Below are 20,453 nucleotides of genomic sequence, written 5' to 3' on the forward strand. Positions count from 1 at the left end.
CACGGTGGTTTAATTATTTGGTGTGGCTTGCTGCCCTCACCCTGGCCCTCTCCCATAGGGAGAGGGAATTTAAACGCCGAGCTGTGCTCGCGTTGGTAATCCTTCGCTGTCGCCCTGCACCTGAATGGCCAGCGAGCCAATCTTGTTGCCTCGAGCGACGGCCTGCGGCAGCGTTTTGCCTTCCAGCAGGGCGCTAATCACGCCCACGGCAAAGCCGTCGCCCGCGCCGACGGTGTCGACTACGTTCTCGACCTTCACCGCCGCGACCGCGCCCTGTTCGCCGTCGGCCGTTTTAAACCATGCGCCATCAGCACCGGTTTTCAGCACCACCGCTTTTACCCCTTTATTCAGATAGAAATCGGCAATGCCTTCCGGCGTGCTTTCGCCGGTGAGGATCATCCCTTCTTTCAGGCCTGGCAGAACCCAGTCCGCCCTGAACGCCAGACGGTTCAGTTTCTCCACCATTTCCGCTTCGCTTTTCCACAGCACCGGGCGCAGGTTGGGGTCGAACGATATGGTTTTCCCCTGGCCTTTCAGAGTGGTCGCGGCATGATCGAGCAGCTCATACGAGCTGGCAGACAGCGCGGCCGCCACGCCGCTCAGGTGAAGATGGCGCGCGGCGGCAAAGTAATCTGTGTGGTAATCCGCGACAGACAGGTGGCTTGCGGCCGATCCTTTACGGAAATACTCCACGATGGGATCGGTTCCATTTTCGACCTTAGATTTAAGCTGAAAGCCGGTAGGGAAGCGTCCGTCGAGGGTGACGCCTGCGGCATCAATCCCCTCTTTTTTCAGCGAATCGAGAACGAAATGGCCAAAGCTGTCGTCCCCCACGCGGCTGACCCAGCCCACGTTCAGGCCAAGACGCGCCAGGCCGGTTGCGACGTTGAGTTCAGCGCCTGCGACGCGTTTGATAAAGTGCTCTACCGCGCTCAGCTCGCCCGTTTCGGTGGCGACAAACATCGCCATGGCCTCGCCGATCGTGATGACATCCAGCGTCTTGTGCATGGTTTACTCCTCGCGCAGCAGGTTGACGTAATGGCGGGTAACGGCGGTTAAATCCGCCCCTTCCAGCGGGAACTCGATACCGCGCGGGGCATCGGCAGGCAGCTGGCCGAGCAGATCCAGCCAGCGCGCATCGGCGCGGTCCGGCGCCACGGCGCGGAAGTTATCTTTGTGCGGCACGGCGGCCTTCACGTGGATATAGCTCACCGCAGGGGCCAGATGACGGGCGGCCTCTTCGGGGGAATCGCCAACCCATAGCCAGTTGCCCATGTCGAAGGTTAGCGTGACGGGTAAAGCCATTTCCCGACAGGCGGCCTGGAAGCGCTGCATGGGGGCGAGCTGCCCGCAGTCGGTCTGATCGTTCTCCACGACCAGCGCCATACCGCTTGCAATAAGCTGGCTACGCAGGGCGTCAAGAGGCTGCGCATCCTGGAAATGGCCCAGGGAAACCTTCAGCCACAGGGCGTTCAGGGTGTTGGCTTCAGAAAGATAGCGGGGCAGGTCCGGGTTGAGGTTGCCGTCGGGCATAAACAGGGCGGCGGGTGCGGAGTAGCACGCAAGCAGGCCCAGCAGCTCAATGGATTCACCCAGCGCAGGCAGTGCCAGCAGCTCTTCGCTGTTGAACAGTTCCCGGCGGATCTCCACGCCGTCTGCCCCTGCGCCTGCAATAACGGGAAGCATCGCCCGCTGACCGCCTGCCTGTCGCACCTGTTCCGCACCGTACGCGGCGGTGACCACCATAATTTTCCTGCCCATCTTCGGACTCCATCGCAACATATCAATACTATTACGCTAGATGGAACCGGTTCCAAAGAAAAGGTCAGGATGTTGAATTTATGATCGCTATCACAAGGGAAATTTAACGCGCGGTGGAGCCACGAACGATCAGCTCCCCGGAGAAGACCTGCTCGCGAACGGCATCGCTGGTACCTTCAATACGACGAACCACTTGTTCAACAGCAGCATAGCCAATTTGCCAGGTGGGCTGCTTGAGGGTGGTAATGCCTACGCCAGCCAGTTCCGCCCACTCCAGTTCATCAAACCCCAGCAGACCGATGTCGCTGCCCCAGTGGAGGCCAATGCGCTTGAGCGAGCGGGCGACCTGAAGCGTCAGCGCCCCGTTGGCCGAGATAACGGCTTTGCGCATCCCGCGATGGCGCGTATGGAACTGACGCAGGGTGTTGTCGAGCTGCCCGGCTTCGTGAAGCGGCGTTTCGGCATTTTCGGCGATCACGCCGGGATATCGCTCCAGCGTGGCGCGAAATGCACTCAGGCGCTCGCGACGGGTATTGACCATCCCCAGCGGTTCACTCAGAAAAAGAATAGCCTCGAAGCCCTGTTCAATCAGATGTTCGGTGGCGGTCGTCGCGGCCTGGGTGTTATCCAGCCCGACGACATCGCAGGCAAATTCAGGGATTTTACGGTCGATGAGGACCATAGGCAGAGAGGACTGCTGCAGGCGGTTTAACCCCTCTTCACGCATGCCTACCGCGTTGACCACAATCCCTTCCACCTGATAGCTGCGCAGCAGGTCGAGATAGTGCAGCTCCTGGTCGACTTCATTATTGGTATTACAGACCAGCGGCGTGAACCCCTTCTCGCGACAGGCGGCTTCGATACCGCTGAGCACGTTAACGGAGTAGGGATTAGTGATATCGGCGATGATAAGTCCGATAAGACGGGTGCGACCGCGTTTTAGCCCGCGCGCCATGAGGCTGGGACGGTAGTCGAGATCGGCAATGGCCTGTTCAATTCGCGCCAGCAACGCATCGGACAGCAGGTGTTTCTCACCGTTAAGGTAGCGCGAAATACTGGTTTTACCGGTTTTGGCGGCTTTCGCCACGTCGCTGATGGTGGCCCGGGCTGGTTTGCTCATCGCTGATTTCCCTGAATTTAGTGAGAATACCTTAGCGGGAAAATCAACGATGGCAAGTGGTTCATGCCGGGGTGTGGGGCTTGATGCCCTCACCCCGACCCTCTCCCACTGGGAGAGGAGGAAATGCAATTACTGAATTGGGCTCAACGTAATCTCAACGCGGCGGTTCTGCGCTTTGCCTTCCGCCGTGCTGTTGCTGGCGATAGGGTTGGCAGGGCCCATGCCGCTGGTGCGGATGCGGTTTGCTTCAACGCCCTGAGTGATGAGCGAGCTGGCCACGGCGTCGGCGCGCTGCTGGGACAGACGCATGTTCAGATCCTGGCTGCCGGTGCTATCGGTATAGCCCATCACGTTCACGGCAGTCTTGTTGTACTCTTTCAGCACCATTGCCACGCCGGTGAGCGTGTTCGCACCTGCTGGTTTCAGCGTTGCGCTGCTGCTGTCGAAGGTCACGTTGTTCGGCATGTTCAGGATGATGTTATCGCCGCTGCGCGTCACGCTCACGCCGGTTCCCTTCATTTTGTCGCGCAGCTTCGCTTCCTGCACGTCCATGTAATAACCAACGCCGCCGCCCAGCGCCGCGCCCGCCGCTGCGCCAATCAGAGCGCCTTTGCCGCGGTCTTTCTTGGAGGAGGAGAGCGCCCCAACGCCTGCGCCGACCAGCGAGCCGATACCCGCGCCAATGCCGGATTTACCCGCTTCGCGTTCACCGGTGTAAGGGTTGGTTGTGCAGCCAGAAACAGCCAGGGCACCGCTCACCAGAGCGGCAATAACGAGTACGCGTTTTTTCATCTTCTTTCCTTAATCCTTTTTATTCTTTGCCACGGCGAGCGTGGCAGTTGATTATGACGTCCAGATACGGAGAAAATTCCGGGTATAACTCTGAAATTTGTGACAAACCATAAACTGCCTCAGCAAAGAAGGCCGTAAAACCTGCACGCAACCAGGAGCGCACGCTTGAGCACCTCAACGAAAACCATTCTGACCGCCGCCCACTGGGGTCCGATGCTGGTCGAAACCGATGGCGAAAATGTTCTGTCGTCCCGCGGGGCACTGCCAACCCAACATCCCAACTCGTTACAGACCGTCGTTCGCGATCAGGTGCATAGCAAAACGCGCGTGCGCTGGCCGATGGTGCGTAAAGGTTTTCTGGCCTCGCCGGACAAGCCGCAGGGTATTCGCGATCAGGATGAGTTTGTTCGCGTGAGCTGGGATGACGCGCTGGCGCTGATCCACACCCAGCACAAGCGCATCCGCAACAGCTACGGTCCGTCGTCCATTTTCGCCGGGTCCTACGGCTGGCGTTCAAACGGCGTGCTGCACAAAGCCTCGACGCTGCTGCAGCGCTACATGAGCCTGGCGGGAGGCTATACCGGTCATCTGGGGGATTACTCCACCGGCGCGGCGCAGGCGATCATGCCATACGTCGTGGGCGGGAACGAAGTGTACCAGCAGCAGACCAGCTGGCCGCTGGTGCTGGAGCATACCGATGTGGTCGTGCTGTGGAGCGCTAACCCCCTTAACACGCTGAAAATTGCATGGAATGCCAGCGACGAGCAGGGCATTGGGTATTTCGACGCGCTGCGCAAAAGCGGCAAGCGCATCATCTGCATTGACCCGATGCGTTCTGAAACCATGGATTTCTTTGGCGACAGCGCCGAGTGGGTTGCCCCGCATATGGGCACCGACGTGGCAATGATGCTGGGTATCGCCCATACCCTGGTGGAGAACGGCTGGCACGATGTCGAATTCCTGACGCGCTGTACCACCGGTTTCGATAAATTCGCCGACTACCTGACGGGTCAATCCGATGGGATTGCGAAAACGGCAGAGTGGGCGGCAAATATTTGTGGCGTTCATGCGGAGAAAATCCGCGAACTGACGGCGTTGTTCCATAAAAATACTACGATGTTAATGTCCGGCTGGGGAATGCAGCGCCAGCAGTTTGGCGAGCAAAAACACTGGATGCTGGTGACCCTTGCCGCGATGCTTGGGCAGATCGGCACGCCGGGCGGTGGTTTTGGTCTCTCCTATCACTTTGCTAACGGCGGCAACCCCACGCGTAAAGCGGCGGTGCTGGCGTCTCTGCAGGGCTCGGTGCAGGGCGGCGTGGATGCCGTGGATAAAATCCCGGTGGCGCGTATTGTTGAAGCCCTTGAAAACCCCGGCGGTTTTTATCAGCACAACGGTCTGGACCGCCATTTCCCGGACATTAAATTTGTCTGGTGGGCGGGCGGGTCGAACTTCACGCACCATCAGGATACCAACCGCCTGATCCGCGCCTGGCAAAAGCCGGAGCTGGTGGTGATTTCCGAGTGCTTCTGGACCGGTTCGGCTAAGCATGCAGATATCGTGCTGCCGGCGACCACCTCGTTTGAGCGTAACGATCTCACCATGACCGGTGACTACAGTAACCAGCATATGGTTCCGATGAAGCGCGTAGTGGCCCCGCGAGATGAAGCACGTGATGATTTTGAGGTGTTTGCTGAACTGAGCGAACTGTGGGAAACGGGCGGCCGCGAGCGTTTCACCGAAGGGAAAAGCGATCTGCAATGGCTGGAGACCTTCTACCAGATTGCCGGACAGCGCGGTGCGGCGCAGGGCGTAACGCTTCCGCCATTCGCTGAGTTTTGGGAGGCGAACCAGATTGTCGAGATGCCGGAGAGCGAGCAGAACGCGAAGTTTGTCCGTTTTGCCGATTTCCGCCGCGACCCCGAGAACCACCCGCTGAAAACAGAGAGCGGAAAGATCGTGATTTACAGTGAGCGCATCGCCAGCTTTGGCTATGCCGACTGCCCGCCGCACCCTACCTGGCTCGAGCCGGACGAGTGGCACGGCAACGCCCAGCCGGAACAGCTGCAGGTGTTGTCTGCGCATCCCGCGCACCGTCTGCACAGCCAGCTTAACTATACGTCCCTGCGCGAGCAGTATGCAGTCGCCGGGCGAGAGCCCATCACGCTGAATACCCATGATGCGAAAGCGCGCGGGATTGCCGATGGTGACGTGGTGCGCGTCTGGAACTCGCGCGGGCAGGTGCTGGCAGGGGCGGTGGTGAGCGACGGGATTAAACCGGGCGTGATCTGTATTCATCAGGGCGCATGGCCCGACCTTGAGCCCGCCGAGGGCGGTATCTGTAAAAACGGGGCGGTTAACGTGCTGACCAAAGATCTCCCCAGCTCGAAGCTGGGGAATGGTTGCGCAGGGAACACGGCGCTGGCCTGGGTCGAGAAATATGAGGGGCCCGAGCTTACCTTAACGGCGTTTGATCCGCCTGCCAGCTCATGATCCATGTCGGGTGCTGAGTATCATCCTGCCAGGCGCTGTCTTCAATGCGAAAGCCCTGAGCATGGTAGAAATTCACCGCCCGGACATTTTTCTGGTACACCTCCAGGGTTAAGTGCGAGAAGCGCTGTTGAACATGGTTCAGCAGCGCGCGCCCGATGCCTTTCCCGATGCATGACGGCGCCACAAACAGGGCGCCGACAAACTGAGACTGCATCACGCTGATAAATCCGCAAGGTTCGCCGTCCTGTTCCCAGACCCAGGTTTCTGCAGACGGCAGGTAAACGTTCCGCACCATAGCCTCGTTCTCTTTCCAGTAACCCGGCTCGATAAACGGATGCGCTTCCGTGGTGCTTTCAAGCCATAGGCTCAAAAGCGGCGCGGTATTCTCATTTTGCCATTTGCGGATCATGATGGCCTCCCGGATGACAGAAGCAGCCGGTAACGTGGTCATTGACCAGGCCACAGGCCTGCATAAAGGCGTAGCAGATGGTGGAGCCGACAAACTTAAAGCCGCGTTTTTTCAGTGCTTTCGAGAGCGCATCCGAGGCCGGGGTGGAGGCCGGGATTTCCGCGAGCGTGGCGGCCTGGGTGAGTTGCGGTTTGTTGTTCACAAACGTCCAGACAAAATCTGAAAATGATTCGCCGTTTTGCTCCATCGCCAGGTAAGCGCGTGCGTTACCGATGATGGCCTGGATCTTACCGCGATGGCGGATGATGCCGGCGTCCTGCACCAGTCGTTCCACATCTTCATCGGTCATCGCGGCGACGGCGACAGGATCGAACTGATGGAAAGCGTTGCGGTAATTTTCACGTTTTTTCAGTACCGTAATCCATGATAACCCCGCCTGCTGGCCCTCCAGGCAGATCATCTCGAAGAGCTTTTTGCCATCCCTTTCCGGCACGCCCCATTCCCGATCGTGATAGTCGATATAAAGCTGATCCTGGCTTACCCAACCGCAACGTTCCATCCGTCATCTCCCTTATTGATACTGATTTCGCAAAAATTTCGTTCTGACTGGCTTGACGTGTTTACTATAAAGACAATAGTTAATACAGGGCCATATGCTCTCTAAGCTCTTCCTGAATAACGACAAATATCGCCGAATTCGGCTCTCTCTGGGGTCGCGTTGATGATGATAAAAAAAATCAGTGGTCGCCATGCTGCTTCTGGCCTGGTGGGAATTTCAGCCTGCCTGTTCTTTTGTAATACAGCGTCTGCCTGGCAACAGGAATATATCGTTTCAGACGCCCAGAATAATACGGCGGAACGCTATACATGGGACGCGGATCACCAACCGCGTTATGAGGATATTCTGGCTGAGCGTATTCAGTCTTCGCAGAACGCGCCGGGACTTGCCCTGAATATACCGTCTGGCAGAACGACGGAGGGGGCAATGAGCGTGGGCTGGAATTTTCCCGTTTCAGCACGCATCACCACCGGCCCGGTGGTGGCATGGCGGTACGACGGCACGACTCCCATGATGATCAACGAGTTTGGTGATAGCGCGTCGACGCAAGCAATCACCGACCCGCTCTGGCATGCCAGCGTCAGCACGCTGGGGTGGCGCGTGAATACCCAGTATGGCGATCTCCGTCCGTGGGCGCAGATTAGCTATAACCAGCAGTTTGGTGAAAACCAGTGGAAATCGCAGTTTGGCATGCCGCAAACCCCAGCCCCTGCCCAAAACGGTAGCTGGATGGATGTCACCGTGGGAACGGATATTCCCTTTAACACGCACATGGCGGCCTATGCGTCGCTGGCTCAGGGGGAGCACACCACCACCGGTGAGGAGTTTTTATACACCCTCGGCGTCAGCGCAAATTTCTAGAGTTGTTACTTTTTTAAACGTTACGATAACATCTCGAATACAATAGCCACGGGCTTTACAGCGATAGCAGATACTAACATGCTATCGCTTTATTCCTGTGCCAGGTCATTCATTCCCGATTCCAGGCATTTCATTCCGTTCCGCCTGCATTTCATGCCGTTTTACCCCAGGTGTTTTAAGGTTTTGTTTATCGTTGTCCTCAGCGAACTTCCTTAATTTCTCTTGCAGGACAACTGCCATGAACACATCAACCTATAACCGCACGCGCTGGCTCACGCTCTTTGGCACCATCGTCACCCAGTTTGCGCTGGGATCGGTCTATACCTGGAGCCTGTTCAACAGCGCGCTTTCCGACAAACTCGGCGCACCGGTCAGCCAGGTCGCGTTCTCCTTTGGTTTGCTGAGCCTGGGTCTGGCGATTTCGTCTTCCGTCGCGGGTAAGCTGCAGGAGCGTTTTGGCGTGAAGCGCGTGACCATGGCGTCCGGCATCCTGCTGGGTCTGGGCTTTTTCCTGACGGCGCACTCCAGCAACCTGATGATGCTGTGGCTAAGCGCCGGCGTGCTGGTGGGTCTGGCCGATGGCGCAGGTTACCTGCTGACTCTGTCGAACTGCGTGAAGTGGTTCCCGGAGCGTAAAGGTTTAATCTCCGCGTTTGCCATCGGCTCTTATGGCCTGGGCAGCCTCGGGTTCAAATTTATCGACTCCCACCTGCTGGCGTCCGTTGGCCTCGAAAATACCTTTATGATCTGGGGCGCAATCGTGCTGGTGATGATTCTGTTCGGCGCCACGCTGATGAAAGATGCGCCGCAGCAGGAGGTCAAATCCGTGAACGGCGTGGTGGAGAACGACTTCACCCTCGCGCAGTCCATGCGTAAGCCACAGTACTGGATGCTGGCGGTAATGTTCCTGACTGCCTGCATGAGCGGTCTGTATGTTATCGGCGTGGCGAAGGATATCGCGCAGGGCATGGTGAAGCTGGATGTGGCCACGGCGGCGAACGCGGTGACGGTCATCTCCATTGCCAACCTCTCCGGTCGTCTGGTGCTCGGTATTCTGTCTGACAAAATTGCCCGCATCCGCGTGATTACGATTGGGCAAGTGGTCTCGCTGGTCGGTATGGCGGCGCTGCTGTTCGCTCCGCTGAATGAAGCTACCTTCTTTGCGGCGATTGCCTGCGTGGCCTTTAACTTCGGCGGCACCATTACCGTCTTCCCGTCACTGGTGAGCGAGTTCTTTGGCCTGAACAATCTGGCGAAAAACTACGGCGTTATCTATCTGGGCTTCGGGATCGGCAGTATCTGCGGCTCGCTGATTGCCTCCCTGTTCGGCGGGTTCTACGTGACCTTCTGCGTAATATTTGCCTTGCTGATTATCTCGCTGGCGCTCTCAACCACGATTCGCCAGCCGCAGCGCGAAGTATTCAAAGAAGCGCATGCGTAAGCGGTATGAAAGAGGCCTCTGTGGCCTCTTTTGTTTTTATGCGAGACGCTTCCCGTCTCGATATTTTGTAAAAATTTACACCGATCACACTCTCTGCTGCCACTTTTCTCTCCCGCTGTGGTCTACTTACCGCGCTTGTAGACGTTTCTCATAACGCTTCCTTACGCATTTACTTACTCTGTCCGCTTTCTCTTTGAGATTCGACGGGTTTTTATACCCCTTCCCCCAGGGTTGTTTGCATGAAATACATTAGGTCTCTTACCCAGCAAAGATTGTGTCTGATGCTGGCTGTCTATATCGGATTATTTCTGAATGGCGCGGTACTGTTCAGAAGAGTGGAAGGTTATTTCGAAAACCTTACCGTAAGTAATTGTATTTTTGCCGCAATTGAAGTGTTCGGCTCCGTCCTCGCTACCTTCTTCCTCTTACGCCTGCTGTCCCTGTTTGGCCGACGTACATGGCAAATTTTGGCCTCGCTGGTGGTGATTATTTCTGCCGCCGCAAGCTATTACATGACCTTTATGAACGTGGTCATTGGGTACGGTATAGTTGCCTCGGTGATGACCACGGATATCGATCTCTCGAAAGAGGTGGTAGGGAAAGGCTTTATTGTCTGGACGGTTTTAACCTGTCTGATCCCGCTGTTCTTTATCTGGAACAATACGTGCCGCTATACGCTGTTACGCCAGCTGCGCACGCGTGGACAGCGGATCCGCAATATCGTTGTCGTCCTGCTGGCCGGTCTGCTGGTATGGGCACCTATCCGCCTGATGGAAACGCAGCAAAAACGCGTCGAAAAAGCGACGGGCGTGGATATGCCAAGCTATGGCGGCGTGGTGGCAAACTCCTATTTGCCGTCTAACTGGCTGTCAGCGTTAGGTCTGTATGCCTGGGCGCAGGCGGATGAATCCGGTGATGTGAAGTCGCTGATCAATCCACTGAAAAAATTCACCTACCAGCCACCAGCCGACGGGCTTGATGATACGTACGTCGTTTTTGTCATTGGCGAAACGACGCGCTGGGATCATATGGGCATTCTCGGCTATAACCGGGATACCACGCCAAAGCTGGCGCAGGAGAAGAACCTGTTGGCGTACCGGGGTTACTCCTGCGATACCGCGACCAAGCTTTCGCTGCGCTGTATGTTTGTTCGCGAAGGCGGTGCAAGCGATAACCCGCAGCGTACGCTGAAAGAGCAAAACGTCTTTGCCGTGCTGAAGCAGCTTGGATTTAGCTCAGACCTGTTCGCCATGCAAAGTGAGATGTGGTTCTACACCAATACCCTGGCAGATAATATCGCGTACCGTGAGCAGATTGGCGCCGAACCGCGTAACCGCGGTAAAAACGTCGACGACATGCTGCTGCTGGAAGAAATGTCGCAATCCCTCAAGAACCATCCGCAGGGTAAGCATCTGGTTATTCTGCATACCAAAGGGTCGCATTACAGCTATTACCAGCGCTACACGCGTGATTTCGCGAAGTGGCAGCCTGAGTGCGTGGGCATTAATAAAGACTGCAGCAAGCAGGAGCTGATCAATGCCTATGATAACTCGGTGCTGTATGTGGATACCTTCCTGAGCCGGGTGATCGACCAGCTGCGCGATAAGAAAGCGATTGTGATTTATGCGGCAGACCACGGTGAATCTATCAACGAGAAAGAGCATCTGCACGGTACGCCGCGCAAGCTGGCACCGCCTGAACAGTTCCGCGTGCCGATGATCATGTGGATGTCGGATAAGTACCTGGAAAACCCGGAGAAGGCGAAGATGTTTGCTCAGCTGAAGAAAGAGGCGGAGATGAAGGTGCCGCGTCGTCACGTTGAGCTGTACGACACCATTATGGGTTGTCTCGGCTATACCTCACCGAACGGTGGGATTAACGAAAACAACAACTGGTGTAAACTCCCTGCTAACAGCGTAAAAGCCGCGCAGTAGCTGCTCTGGCGAGAATATCGCCAGTTGAATGGCTTTTTGAAAATAAGGGATTGACGGGGGCGCACCTCAGCAGTAAGATGCGCTCCGCATTCGGCGAGTAGCGCAGCTTGGTAGCGCAACTGGTTTGGGACCAGTGGGTCGGAGGTTCGAATCCTCTCTCGCCGACCACATTCTGAAAAGGGCTAACCGCAAGGTTAGCCCTTTTTGCATTATGACCTTATCCCGTCAGAGTATCCAAAACGCCCCTTAGGTCCGCTTCTTCCTGCCTGTTAACGATTTTGTGACATAATCCATTGTATTTTTTTATATATAGATTGATCTTTTTTCGCGTTGCTTATGGATAACCTCAGCATTTTTCGCTGTGCGTTTTAGCGTTCATGGAATTTAGTGCTCAGATAATCACCATTCTGCAAGAAAATTTACCCATTCTGAATAAAAGTTAATCACTGATTGTTGCGAAATATGAAGAGACTTGTGCTGCAGGATAGCGAGTAGCATAAATTTCCCTGCTGAAAACTGGCATACATAGTTTTTTTAATCTTTGTTTGCGGTTTCTCACACTCAGCGTAAATCCCCGTCACCTGTATTGACGTTTTCACATTCTGTTGACAGATTGTAGGGCATGAGGGGCATTTCAGGGACGATCTGCGCTGCAACTCAAACGCTCTTCTGAAAGGATTCTCCATCCCTTTAAAGCCTTCGGGCATCACCGACCGGACCGGGTAAAAAATAAATAAAGGTCTGGCGGCGTAACACAACAAAGCAAAACATCACATTGGAGCAGAATAATGAGTATTTCCTTGAAGAAGTCAGGGATGCTGAAGCTTGGTCTGAGCCTGGTGGCTATGACCGTGGCAGCAAGCGTACAGGCAAAAACCCTGGTTTACTGTTCTGAAGGCTCGCCGGAAGGCTTTAACCCACAGCTCTTTACCTCTGGTACGACTTACGACGCAAGCTCTGTACCGATCTATAACCGTCTGGTTGAATTCAAAACCGGTACCACGGAAGTGATTCCGGGGCTGGCAGAGAAGTGGGACGTCAGCGAAGACGGCAAAACCTATACCTTCCACCTGCGCAAAGGCGTGAAGTGGCAGGACAGCAAAGAATTCAAACCAACGCGCGACTTTAACGCCGACGACGTTGTGTTCTCCTTCGATCGTCAGAAAAACGCGCAGAACCCGTACCACAAAGTGTCTGGCGGCAGCTATGAATACTTCGAAGGGATGGGCCTGCCGGATCTGATTTCTGAAGTGAAGAAAGTGGACGACAATACCGTTCAGTTCGTGCTGACGCGTCCGGAAGCGCCGTTCCTGGCTGACCTGGCCATGGACTTTGCTTCAATTCTGTCCAAAGAGTACGCGGACAACATGCTGAAAGCCGGTACGCCGGAAAAAGTCGACCTGAACCCAATCGGTACCGGTCCATTCCAGCTGCTGCAGTACCAGAAAGACTCCCGCATTCTGTACAAAGCGTTCGAAGGCTACTGGGGCACCAAGCCGCAGATCGACCGTCTGGTCTTCTCCATTACGCCTGACGCTTCCGTGCGTTATGCAAAACTGCAGAAAAACGAATGCCAGGTTATGCCATACCCGAACCCGGCTGACATTGCCCGCATGAAGCAGGACAAGAACATCAACCTGCTGGAGCAGGCTGGCCTGAACGTGGGCTATCTCTCCTTCAACACCGAGAAGAAACCGTTTGATGACGTGAAAGTGCGTCAGGCGCTGACCTACGCGGTGAACAAAGAAGCGATCATCAAGGCGGTTTACCAGGGCGCTGGCGTTGCAGCCAAAAACCTGATCCCACCAACCATGTGGGGCTATAACGACGACGTTAAAGACTACAGCTACGATCCTGAGAAAGCGAAAGCGCTGCTGAAAGAAGCGGGCCAGGATAAAGGCTTCACCGTCGAGCTGTGGGCGATGCCGGTACAGCGTCCGTACAACCCGAACGCACGCCGTATGGCAGAAATGGTTCAGGCTGACTGGGCTAAGATTGGCGTTCAGGCCAAGATTGTGACCTACGAGTGGGGCGAGTATCTGAAGCGCGCCAAAGCGGGTGAGCACCAGGCGGTAATGATGGGCTGGACCGGTGATAACGGGGATCCGGACAACTTCTTCGCTACCCTGTTCAGCTGCGCGGCGGCGAAAGACGGTTCTAACTACTCACGCTGGTGCTACAAGCCGTTTGAAGACCTGATCCAGCCTGCGCGTGCGACCGACGATCACAACAAACGTATTGAACTGTACAAGCAGGCTCAGGTTGTTATGCACGATCAGGCTCCGGCGCTGATTGTTGCTCACTCCACCGTGTACGAGCCAGTGCGTAAAGAAGTGAAGGGCTACGTGGTTGATCCACTGGGCAAACACCACTTCGAGAACGTATCGGTTGAATAATAAGTAGGGTGTTTTCCCTCTCCCTCCGGGAGAGGGCAGGGGTGAGGGGCGTGCATGCATCCCCTCACCCTCATCTTCTCTCAAGGGAGAAGAAATTTACATTTGTGAGCAATACAGACGTCACGCCATTGGTCGTGCGTCATCAGAGAGAATCCGGGTTATGTTGCAGTTCATCCTCCGACGTCTGGGACTTGTTATCCCCACGTTTATCGGTATCACCCTTCTCACTTTTGCCTTCGTCCATATGATCCCCGGCGACCCGGTAATGATTATGGCGGGCGAGCGTGGTATTTCCCCTGAGCGCCATGCACAGCTGCTGGCTGAACTCGGTCTCGATAAGCCGATGTGGCAGCAGTATCTCCACTATATCTGGGGCGTGCTGCACGGTGATTTAGGGATTTCGCTGAAAAGCCGTCTTCCGGTGTGGGACGAGTTCGTGCCGCGTTTTAAAGCGACACTGGAGCTTGGCGTCTGCGCCATGATTTTCGCTACTGCGGTAGGTATCCCGGTTGGGGTACTGGCAGCCGTTAAGCGTGGCTCTATTTTTGACCATACCGCCGTGGGCCTGGCGCTGACCGGCTACTCCATGCCTATCTTCTGGTGGGGCATGATGCTGATCATGCTGGTCTCGGTGCAGCTTAACCTGACCCCGGTCTCCGGGCGCGTTAGCGATATGGTCTTCCTGGATGACTCCAACCCGCTCACCGGCTTTATGCTGATTGATACGGCTATCTGGGGCGAGGAGGGCAACTTCATGGATGCCGTCGCGCACATGATCCTGCCTGCCATGGTGCTGGGGACCATTCCTCTGGCGGTGATCGTGCGTATGACCCGTTCATCGATGCTGGAAGTTCTGGGTGAGGATTACATCCGCACCGCGCGCGCCAAGGGCCTGACGCGCATGCGCGTCATTATCGTCCATGCACTGCGTAACGCCATGCTGCCGGTGGTGACCGTTATCGGTCTCCAGGTGGGGACGTTGCTGGCGGGGGCGATTCTGACCGAAACCATCTTCTCCTGGCCGGGCCTGGGCCGCTGGCTGATTGACGCGCTGCAACGCCGTGACTATCCGGTTGTGCAGGGCGGTGTACTGCTGGTCGCGACGATGATTATCCTCGTCAACCTGCTGGTCGATTTGCTGTACGGCGTGGTGAACCCGCGTATTCGTCATAAGAAGTAAGGGACCATCATGTCACAAGTCACTCAAAATAAAGTGGTCGCTGCACCGGTTCCTATGACGCCGCTGCAGGAATTCTGGCACTACTTCAAGCGCAATAAAGGTGCGGTAGTAGGTCTGGTGTATGTCGCTATCATGATCCTGATTGCGGTGTTTGCGAACTTCCTCGCACCGTATAATCCGGCGGACCAGTTCCGCGATGCGCTGCTCGCGCCACCTGCGTGGCAGGACGGCGGTAGCCTGGCGCACCTGCTCGGTACCGATGACGTGGGCCGCGATGTGCTGTCGCGTCTGATGTACGGCGCGCGCCTGTCGCTGCTGGTCGGCTGCCTGGTGGTGGTGCTCTCCCTGATTATGGGGATCGTTCTCGGCCTGGTTGCCGGTTACTTCGGCGGTATCGTTGATAACATCATCATGCGTATCGTCGACATTATGCTGGCGCTGCCAAGCCTGCTGCTGGCCCTGGTGCTGGTGGCGATCTTCGGTCCGTCGATCGGTAATGCCGCCCTGGCGCTGACGTTCGTGGCGCTTCCTCACTATGTACGTTTAACCCGTGCGGCGGTGCTGGTGGAAGTGAACCGCGATTACGTTACCGCTTCTCGTGTGGCGGGGGCCGGTGCGATGCGCCAGATGTTCGTGAATATCTTCCCTAACTGCCTTGCGCCGCTGATCGTTCAGGCGTCGCTCGGTTTCTCTAACGCCATTCTTGATATGGCCGCTCTTGGCTTCCTGGGCATGGGTGCGCAGCCGCCAACACCGGAGTGGGGCACCATGCTCTCCGACGTGTTGCAGTTCGCACAAAGCGCCTGGTGGGTTGTCACCTTCCCGGGTCTGGCAATCCTGCTGACGGTGCTGGCATTTAACCTGATGGGTGATGGCCTGCGTGATGCGCTTGATCCCAAACTGAAGCAGTAAGAGGCACGAGATGGCGTTATTAAATGTAGATAAATTATCGGTGCACTTCGGCGATGAAGGCACCCCGTTTCGCGCCGTGGACCGCATCAGCTACAGCGTAAATCAGGGCGAAGTGGTAGGCATTGTCGGGGAGTCCGGTTCCGGTAAGTCGGTGAGTTCACTGGCGATCATGGGGCTGATTGATTACCCGGGCCGCGTGATGGCGGAAAACCTACAGTTCAATGGTCAGGATCTGAAGCGCATTTCTGAAAAACAGCGCCGCCAGCTGGTGGGCGCCGAAGTGGCGATGATTTTCCAGGATCCGATGACCAGCCTTAACCCCTGCTACACCGTTGGTTTCCAGATTATGGAAGCGATTAAGGTGCATCAGGGTGGGAATAAGAAAACCCGTCGCCAGCGCGCGATCGATCTGCTGAACCAGGTAGGTATTCCTGACCCGGCATCGCGCCTGGACGTTTACCCGCATCAGCTCTCCGGTGGGATGAGCCAGCGCGTGATGATCGCGATGGCGATAGCCTGTCGGCCAAAGCTGCTGATTGCGGATGAACCGACGACGGCGCTGGATGTGACCATCCAGGCACAAATCATCGAACTGCTGCTGGAGCTGCAGCAGAAAGAGAATATGGCGCTGGTGCTGATTACGCACGATCTGGCGCTGGTAGCCGAAGCCGCGCACAAAATCATCGTGATGTATGCGGGCCAGGTGGTTGAGACCGGAAGTTCTCACGATATTTTCCGCGCGCCGCGTCACCCGTATACCCAGGCGCTTTTACGCGCGCTGCCGGAGTTTGCTCAGGACAAAGCGCGTCTGGCGTCGCTGCCGGGTGTGGTGCCGGGTAAATATGACCGTCCGCAGGGCTGTCTGCTCAATCCGCGCTGTCCATATGCGACGGACAAATGCCGGGCGGAGGAGCCAGATCTGAACCAGCTGGCTGATGGTCGTCAGTCGAAATGCCACTACCCACTCGATGATGCCGGGAGGCCAACACTATGAGTACGCAACAGGCCACCACGCAACAGCCGCTGTTGCAGGCCATCGACCTGAAAAAATATTACCCGGTGAAGAAGGGACTGTTTGCCCCTGAACGCCTGGTGAAAGCGCTGGACGGCGTCTCCTTTAACCTCGAACGCGGTAAAACGCTGGCGGTGGTGGGAGAGTCAGGCTGCGGGAAATCCACGCTGGGCCGTCTGCTGACGATGATTGAAGTGCCGACCGGCGGTGAGCTCTATTATCAGGGGCAAGATCTACTCAAGCACGATCCGCAGGCGCAGAAGCTGCGTCGCCAGAAAATCCAGATTGTGTTCCAGAACCCGTATGGTTCGCTGAACCCGCGTAAAAAAGTGGGACAGATTCTGGAAGAGCCGCTGCTGATCAACAGTAATCTGAGCAAAGAGCAGCGCCGTGAAAAAGCGTTGGCGATGATGGCGAAGGTCGGCCTCAAAACCGAGCATTACGATCGCTATCCGCACATGTTCTCCGGTGGCCAGCGTCAGCGTATTGCTATCGCGCGCGGGCTGATGCTCGATCCGGACGTGGTGATTGCCGATGAGCCGGTCTCCGCGCTCGACGTATCCGTACGTGCGCAGGTGCTGAACTTGATGATGGATCTGCAGCAGGAGCTGGGGCTGTCTTACGTGTTCATCTCCCATGACCTGTCGGTAGTGGAGCACATTGCTGATGAAGTGATGGTGATGTACCTGGGGCGCTGCGTGGAGAAGGGGACCAAAGACCAGATCTTTAATAATCCTCGTCACCCGTATACCCAGGCGCTGCTGTCTGCGACGCCGCGTCTGAACCCGGACGATCGTCGTGAGCGTATTAAGCTGACGGGTGAACTGCCAAGTCCGCTGAATCCGCCTCCGGGATGTGCATTCAACGCCCGCTGCAGCCGCCGCTTTGGCCCGTGCACCCAGCTCCAGCCGCAGCTGAAGGATTATGGCGGCCAGCTGGTTGCCTGCTTCGCGGTCGATCAGGATGAAAATGGCGAGAAGCCACACGCATAACGAAAAAAACCGGCGCTAAGCCGGTTTTTTTATGTCTGATTGATTATTTCCGCAGGCGAATCTGGTCGACGGCGTGCTTCTCGCTCTTGGTGAGGATCAGGCTCGCACGCTCGCGCGTCGGCAGGATGTTCTCTTTGAGGTTCACGTAGTTGATCTCATTCCATAGCCCCGTCGCCACATTGATCGCTTCTTCTTCAGAAAGCTGAGCATAGTGGTGGAAATAGGAATCCGGATCGGTGAACGCCCCTTCACGGAACTTCAGGAAGCGATTGATGTACCAGTTTTGCAGCAGGTCTTCCGGCGCATCGACATAGATAGAGAAATCGACGAAATCCGAGACGAATACGTGATGCGGGTCGTGAGGATAGTCCATGCCGCTTTGCAGCACGTTCAGACCTTCCAGAATGAGAATATCCGGCTGAACCACCGTTTTATCCCCATCCGGGATGCGATCGTAGATCAGGTGCGAATAGACTGGCGCAGTCACGTGCGGCACGCCGGATTTCAGGTCAGAGACAAATTTCACCAGACGGTGCATATCGTAAGAGAGCGGGAAGCCCTTCTTCTTCATCAGCCCGCGTTCTTTTAATACCTCGTTCGGGTGCAGAAAACCGTCGGTGGTGATCAGCTCCACGCTGCGGTGTTCCGGCCAGCGGCTCAACAGCGCCTGCAGGACGCGCGCGGTGGTACTTTTACCCACGGCCACGCTGCCTGCGATACTAATGATATAAGGAATACGTTGACCGTTCGTCCCGAGAAACTGCTCCAGCACGGCCTGACGGCGCAGGTTCGAGCTGATATAGAAGTTAAGCAAGCGAGAGAGGGGGAGATAAATTTCTGCCACCTCTTCCAGGGACAGATCTTCGTTTATCCCTTTTAACCGTGCGATTTCACCTTCCGTCAGCGTCATAGGGACGGAATCACGCAGGGCAGCCCACTGGCTGCGGTTAAAGTGAAGATAAGGCGTCATTAACGTTTGCTCTTTTTTGTTCATAAGCATGCTTCAGCGAGCCAGCACCACACTGCCGGATCGTGGCTCATCACACAGTTAATTTTGGACAATGGGCAGGAGGTTAACACCAGATGACGGGAATAATAAGAAAAAAGATGGAAAGCGCTGCGTTACGCGGAAGCCGTCACGCTACGGTGAATACGGTGCAAATCACGATGATATGTTGAATATTTGACCTCAAATGGCTACTTTTACAGCGTCCGATACGCTGTTCGCATAAAATGTGAGCGAAAGAACGTTTTATGCAAATTTTTAGTTGCATGACCGCGCAGGTATCCATAGAATGCGCGCTACTTGATGCCGACTTAGCTCAGTAGGTAGAGCAACTGACTTGTAATCAGTAGGTCACCAGTTCGATTCCGGTAGTCGGCACCATCAAGTCCGGTGGGGTTCCCGAGCGGCCAAAGGGAGCAGACTGTAAATCTGCCGTCACAGACTTCGAAGGTTCGAATCCTTCCCCCACCACCACTTTCTGGCAGCGTAAATGCCGCCGGAGCTGGTTGGAAAAATTAGCCAGCTCAAACTGAAAAAGAGAGAAATCTCTTTTTTTGTTACAGAAAGAACTGGGTAGCCGAGTTTCAGGATGCGGGCATCGTATAATGGCTATTACCTCAGCCTTCCAAGCTGATGATGCGGGTTCGATTCCCGCTGCCCGCTCCAATACGTGCTGATATGGCTCAGTTGGTAGAGCGCACCCTTGGTAAGGGTGAGGTCCCCAGTTCGACTCTGGGTATCAGCACCACTTCACTTCTCCTTCCCGTTTCTCTCTGTTTCAATTTTACTGTATTCAACAATTCAGGCATTTCGCCTGGTTGATGTGGTGATATCACCGATTTATCCGTGTCTTAGAGGGACAATCGATGTCTAAAGAAAAGTTTGAACGTACAAAACCGCACGTTAACGTCGGTACTATCGGCCACGTTGACCATGGTAAAACAACGCTGACCGCTGCAATCACTACCGTTCTGGCAAAAACCTACGGTGGTTCTGCTCGTGCATTCGACCAGATCGATAACGCACCAGAAGAAAAAGCTCGTGGTATCACCATCAACACCTCTCACGTTGAGTACGACACCCCGACTCGCCACTACGCACACGTAGACTGCCCAGGCCACGCCGACTATGTTAAAAACATGATCACCGGTGCTGCGCAGATGGACGGCGCGATCCTGGTTGTTGCTGCGACTGACGGCCCAATGCCTCAGACTCGTGAGCACATCCTGCTGGGTCGTCAGGTAGGCGTTCCTTTCATCATCGTGTTCCTGAACAAGTGCGACATGGTTGATGACGAAGAGCTGCTGGAACTGGTTGAGATGGAAGTTCGTGAACTGCTGTCTCAGTACGATTTCCCAGGCGACGATACTCCAATCGTCCGTGGTTCTGCTCTGAAAGCGCTGGAAGGCGACGCAGAGTGGGAAGCGAAAATCATCGAACTGGCTGGCTTCCTGGATTCTTACATCCCAGAACCAGAGCGTGCGATTGACAAGCCATTCCTGCTGCCAATCGAAGACGTATTCTCCATCTCCGGTCGTGGTACCGTTGTTACCGGTCGTGTAGAGCGCGGTATCATCAAAGTTGG

Annotated in this window: 17 protein-coding genes and 5 tRNA genes; 15 read left to right on the plus strand and 7 right to left on the minus strand. The window is 55.7% G+C overall.

The features are described from left to right. Positions 1-69: 69 nt before the first annotated feature. From USH94_RS13965 to USH94_RS13980, 4 genes are all read right to left on the minus strand, one after another. Positions 70-1,008, minus strand: coding sequence for a sugar kinase (locus USH94_RS13965; RefSeq protein ID WP_111964345.1), 939 nt, complete (start codon positions 1,006-1,008; stop codon positions 70-72). Positions 1,009-1,011: 3 nt separating this feature from the next. Next, positions 1,012-1,761 (minus strand): sugar phosphate isomerase/epimerase family protein, encoded by a 750-nt coding sequence (locus USH94_RS13970; protein ID WP_111964346.1) that lies wholly within the window; start codon positions 1,759-1,761, stop codon positions 1,012-1,014. A 103-nt stretch (positions 1,762-1,864) separates the two neighbouring features. Beyond that, entirely contained in the window at positions 1,865-2,881 is a 1,017-nt protein-coding gene (locus USH94_RS13975) for a LacI family DNA-binding transcriptional regulator (RefSeq protein WP_008502761.1), read from the minus strand. A gap of 129 nt (positions 2,882-3,010) precedes the next feature. Then, the gene (locus USH94_RS13980; RefSeq protein ID WP_024909080.1) at positions 3,011-3,673 is read right to left on the minus strand and encodes an OmpA family lipoprotein; all 663 of its coding nucleotides are present in this window, start codon (positions 3,671-3,673) and stop codon (positions 3,011-3,013) included. Between the two features lie 213 nt (positions 3,674-3,886). Between USH94_RS13980 and USH94_RS13985 the strand changes: the two genes are divergently transcribed. Beyond that, entirely contained in the window at positions 3,887-6,166 is a 2,280-nt protein-coding gene (locus USH94_RS13985) for a molybdopterin guanine dinucleotide-containing S/N-oxide reductase (protein ID WP_258525036.1), read from the plus strand. On the opposite strand, the gene USH94_RS13990 is transcribed toward USH94_RS13985, so the two are convergent. Then, the gene (locus USH94_RS13990) at positions 6,129-6,575 is read right to left on the minus strand and encodes an N-acetyltransferase (RefSeq protein WP_111964348.1); all 447 of its coding nucleotides are present in this window, start codon (positions 6,573-6,575) and stop codon (positions 6,129-6,131) included. The two genes, USH94_RS13985 and USH94_RS13990, sit on opposite strands and share 38 nt — an antisense overlap. Then, complete coding sequence (gene tag, locus USH94_RS13995) at positions 6,553-7,134, minus strand: DNA-3-methyladenine glycosylase I (protein WP_111964349.1); 582 nt, start codon at positions 7,132-7,134, stop codon at positions 6,553-6,555. The genes USH94_RS13990 and tag overlap by 23 nt, the downstream gene beginning before the upstream one ends. A gap of 162 nt (positions 7,135-7,296) precedes the next feature. Between tag and USH94_RS14000 the strand changes: the two genes are divergently transcribed. The 9 genes from USH94_RS14000 to dppF all read left to right on the plus strand — a co-directional run bounded on the left by USH94_RS14000 (position 7,297) and on the right by dppF (position 17,862). Beyond that, on the plus strand, positions 7,297-7,995 hold the full coding sequence (locus USH94_RS14000) for an autotransporter domain-containing protein (RefSeq protein WP_111964350.1): 699 nt from the start codon (positions 7,297-7,299) through the stop codon (positions 7,993-7,995). A 238-nt stretch (positions 7,996-8,233) separates the two neighbouring features. Then, a complete protein-coding gene (locus tag USH94_RS14005) occupies positions 8,234-9,436 on the plus strand; it encodes an MFS transporter (RefSeq protein ID WP_111964351.1) in 1,203 nt (400 codons plus the stop codon). Between the two features lie 239 nt (positions 9,437-9,675). Beyond that, entirely contained in the window at positions 9,676-11,370 is a 1,695-nt protein-coding gene (gene eptB, locus USH94_RS14010) for a kdo(2)-lipid A phosphoethanolamine 7''-transferase (protein ID WP_111964352.1), read from the plus strand. Positions 11,371-11,461: 91 nt separating this feature from the next. Continuing rightward, positions 11,462-11,538, plus strand: a tRNA-Pro gene (locus tag USH94_RS14015). 620 nt (positions 11,539-12,158) lie between these two features. Next, entirely contained in the window at positions 12,159-13,766 is a 1,608-nt protein-coding gene (gene dppA, locus USH94_RS14020) for a dipeptide ABC transporter periplasmic-binding protein DppA (protein WP_111964353.1), read from the plus strand. Positions 13,767-13,926: 160 nt separating this feature from the next. After that, a complete protein-coding gene (gene dppB / locus USH94_RS14025) occupies positions 13,927-14,946 on the plus strand; it encodes a dipeptide ABC transporter permease DppB (protein ID WP_008502770.1) in 1,020 nt (339 codons plus the stop codon). 9 nt (positions 14,947-14,955) lie between these two features. Next, positions 14,956-15,858, plus strand: coding sequence for a dipeptide ABC transporter permease DppC (gene dppC / locus USH94_RS14030; RefSeq protein ID WP_111964354.1), 903 nt, complete (start codon positions 14,956-14,958; stop codon positions 15,856-15,858). A gap of 10 nt (positions 15,859-15,868) precedes the next feature. Further along, complete coding sequence (gene dppD / locus USH94_RS14035; RefSeq protein ID WP_111964355.1) at positions 15,869-16,852, plus strand: dipeptide ABC transporter ATP-binding protein; 984 nt, start codon at positions 15,869-15,871, stop codon at positions 16,850-16,852. After that, complete coding sequence (gene dppF / locus USH94_RS14040) at positions 16,849-17,862, plus strand: dipeptide ABC transporter ATP-binding subunit DppF (RefSeq protein ID WP_032644494.1); 1,014 nt, start codon at positions 16,849-16,851, stop codon at positions 17,860-17,862. The genes dppD and dppF overlap by 4 nt, the downstream gene beginning before the upstream one ends. Positions 17,863-17,905: 43 nt before the next feature. Here dppF and coaA read toward each other — a convergent pair whose 3' ends face one another. After that, entirely contained in the window at positions 17,906-18,856 is a 951-nt protein-coding gene (gene coaA / locus USH94_RS14045; RefSeq protein WP_111964356.1) for a type I pantothenate kinase, read from the minus strand. 317 nt (positions 18,857-19,173) lie between these two features. On the opposite strand from coaA, the gene USH94_RS14050 reads away from it, so the two are divergent. The 5 genes from USH94_RS14050 to USH94_RS14070 all read left to right on the plus strand — a co-directional run. Beyond that, positions 19,174-19,249, plus strand: a tRNA-Thr gene (locus USH94_RS14050). Positions 19,250-19,257: 8 nt separating this feature from the next. Further along, positions 19,258-19,342 (plus strand) — tRNA-Tyr (locus USH94_RS14055). A gap of 117 nt (positions 19,343-19,459) precedes the next feature. Beyond that, positions 19,460-19,534: transfer RNA gene (locus USH94_RS14060), tRNA-Gly, on the plus strand. 6 nt (positions 19,535-19,540) lie between these two features. After that, positions 19,541-19,616 (plus strand) — tRNA-Thr (locus tag USH94_RS14065). Positions 19,617-19,734: 118 nt separating this feature from the next. Then, positions 19,735-20,453 (plus strand): elongation factor Tu (locus tag USH94_RS14070; protein WP_320731325.1); only part of this gene is annotated, 719 nt, incomplete at its 3' end.

It is taken from the genome of Enterobacter sp. 148H3, assembly GCF_034107425.1.
GTDB lineage: Bacteria > Pseudomonadota > Gammaproteobacteria > Enterobacterales > Enterobacteriaceae > Enterobacter > Enterobacter vonholyi.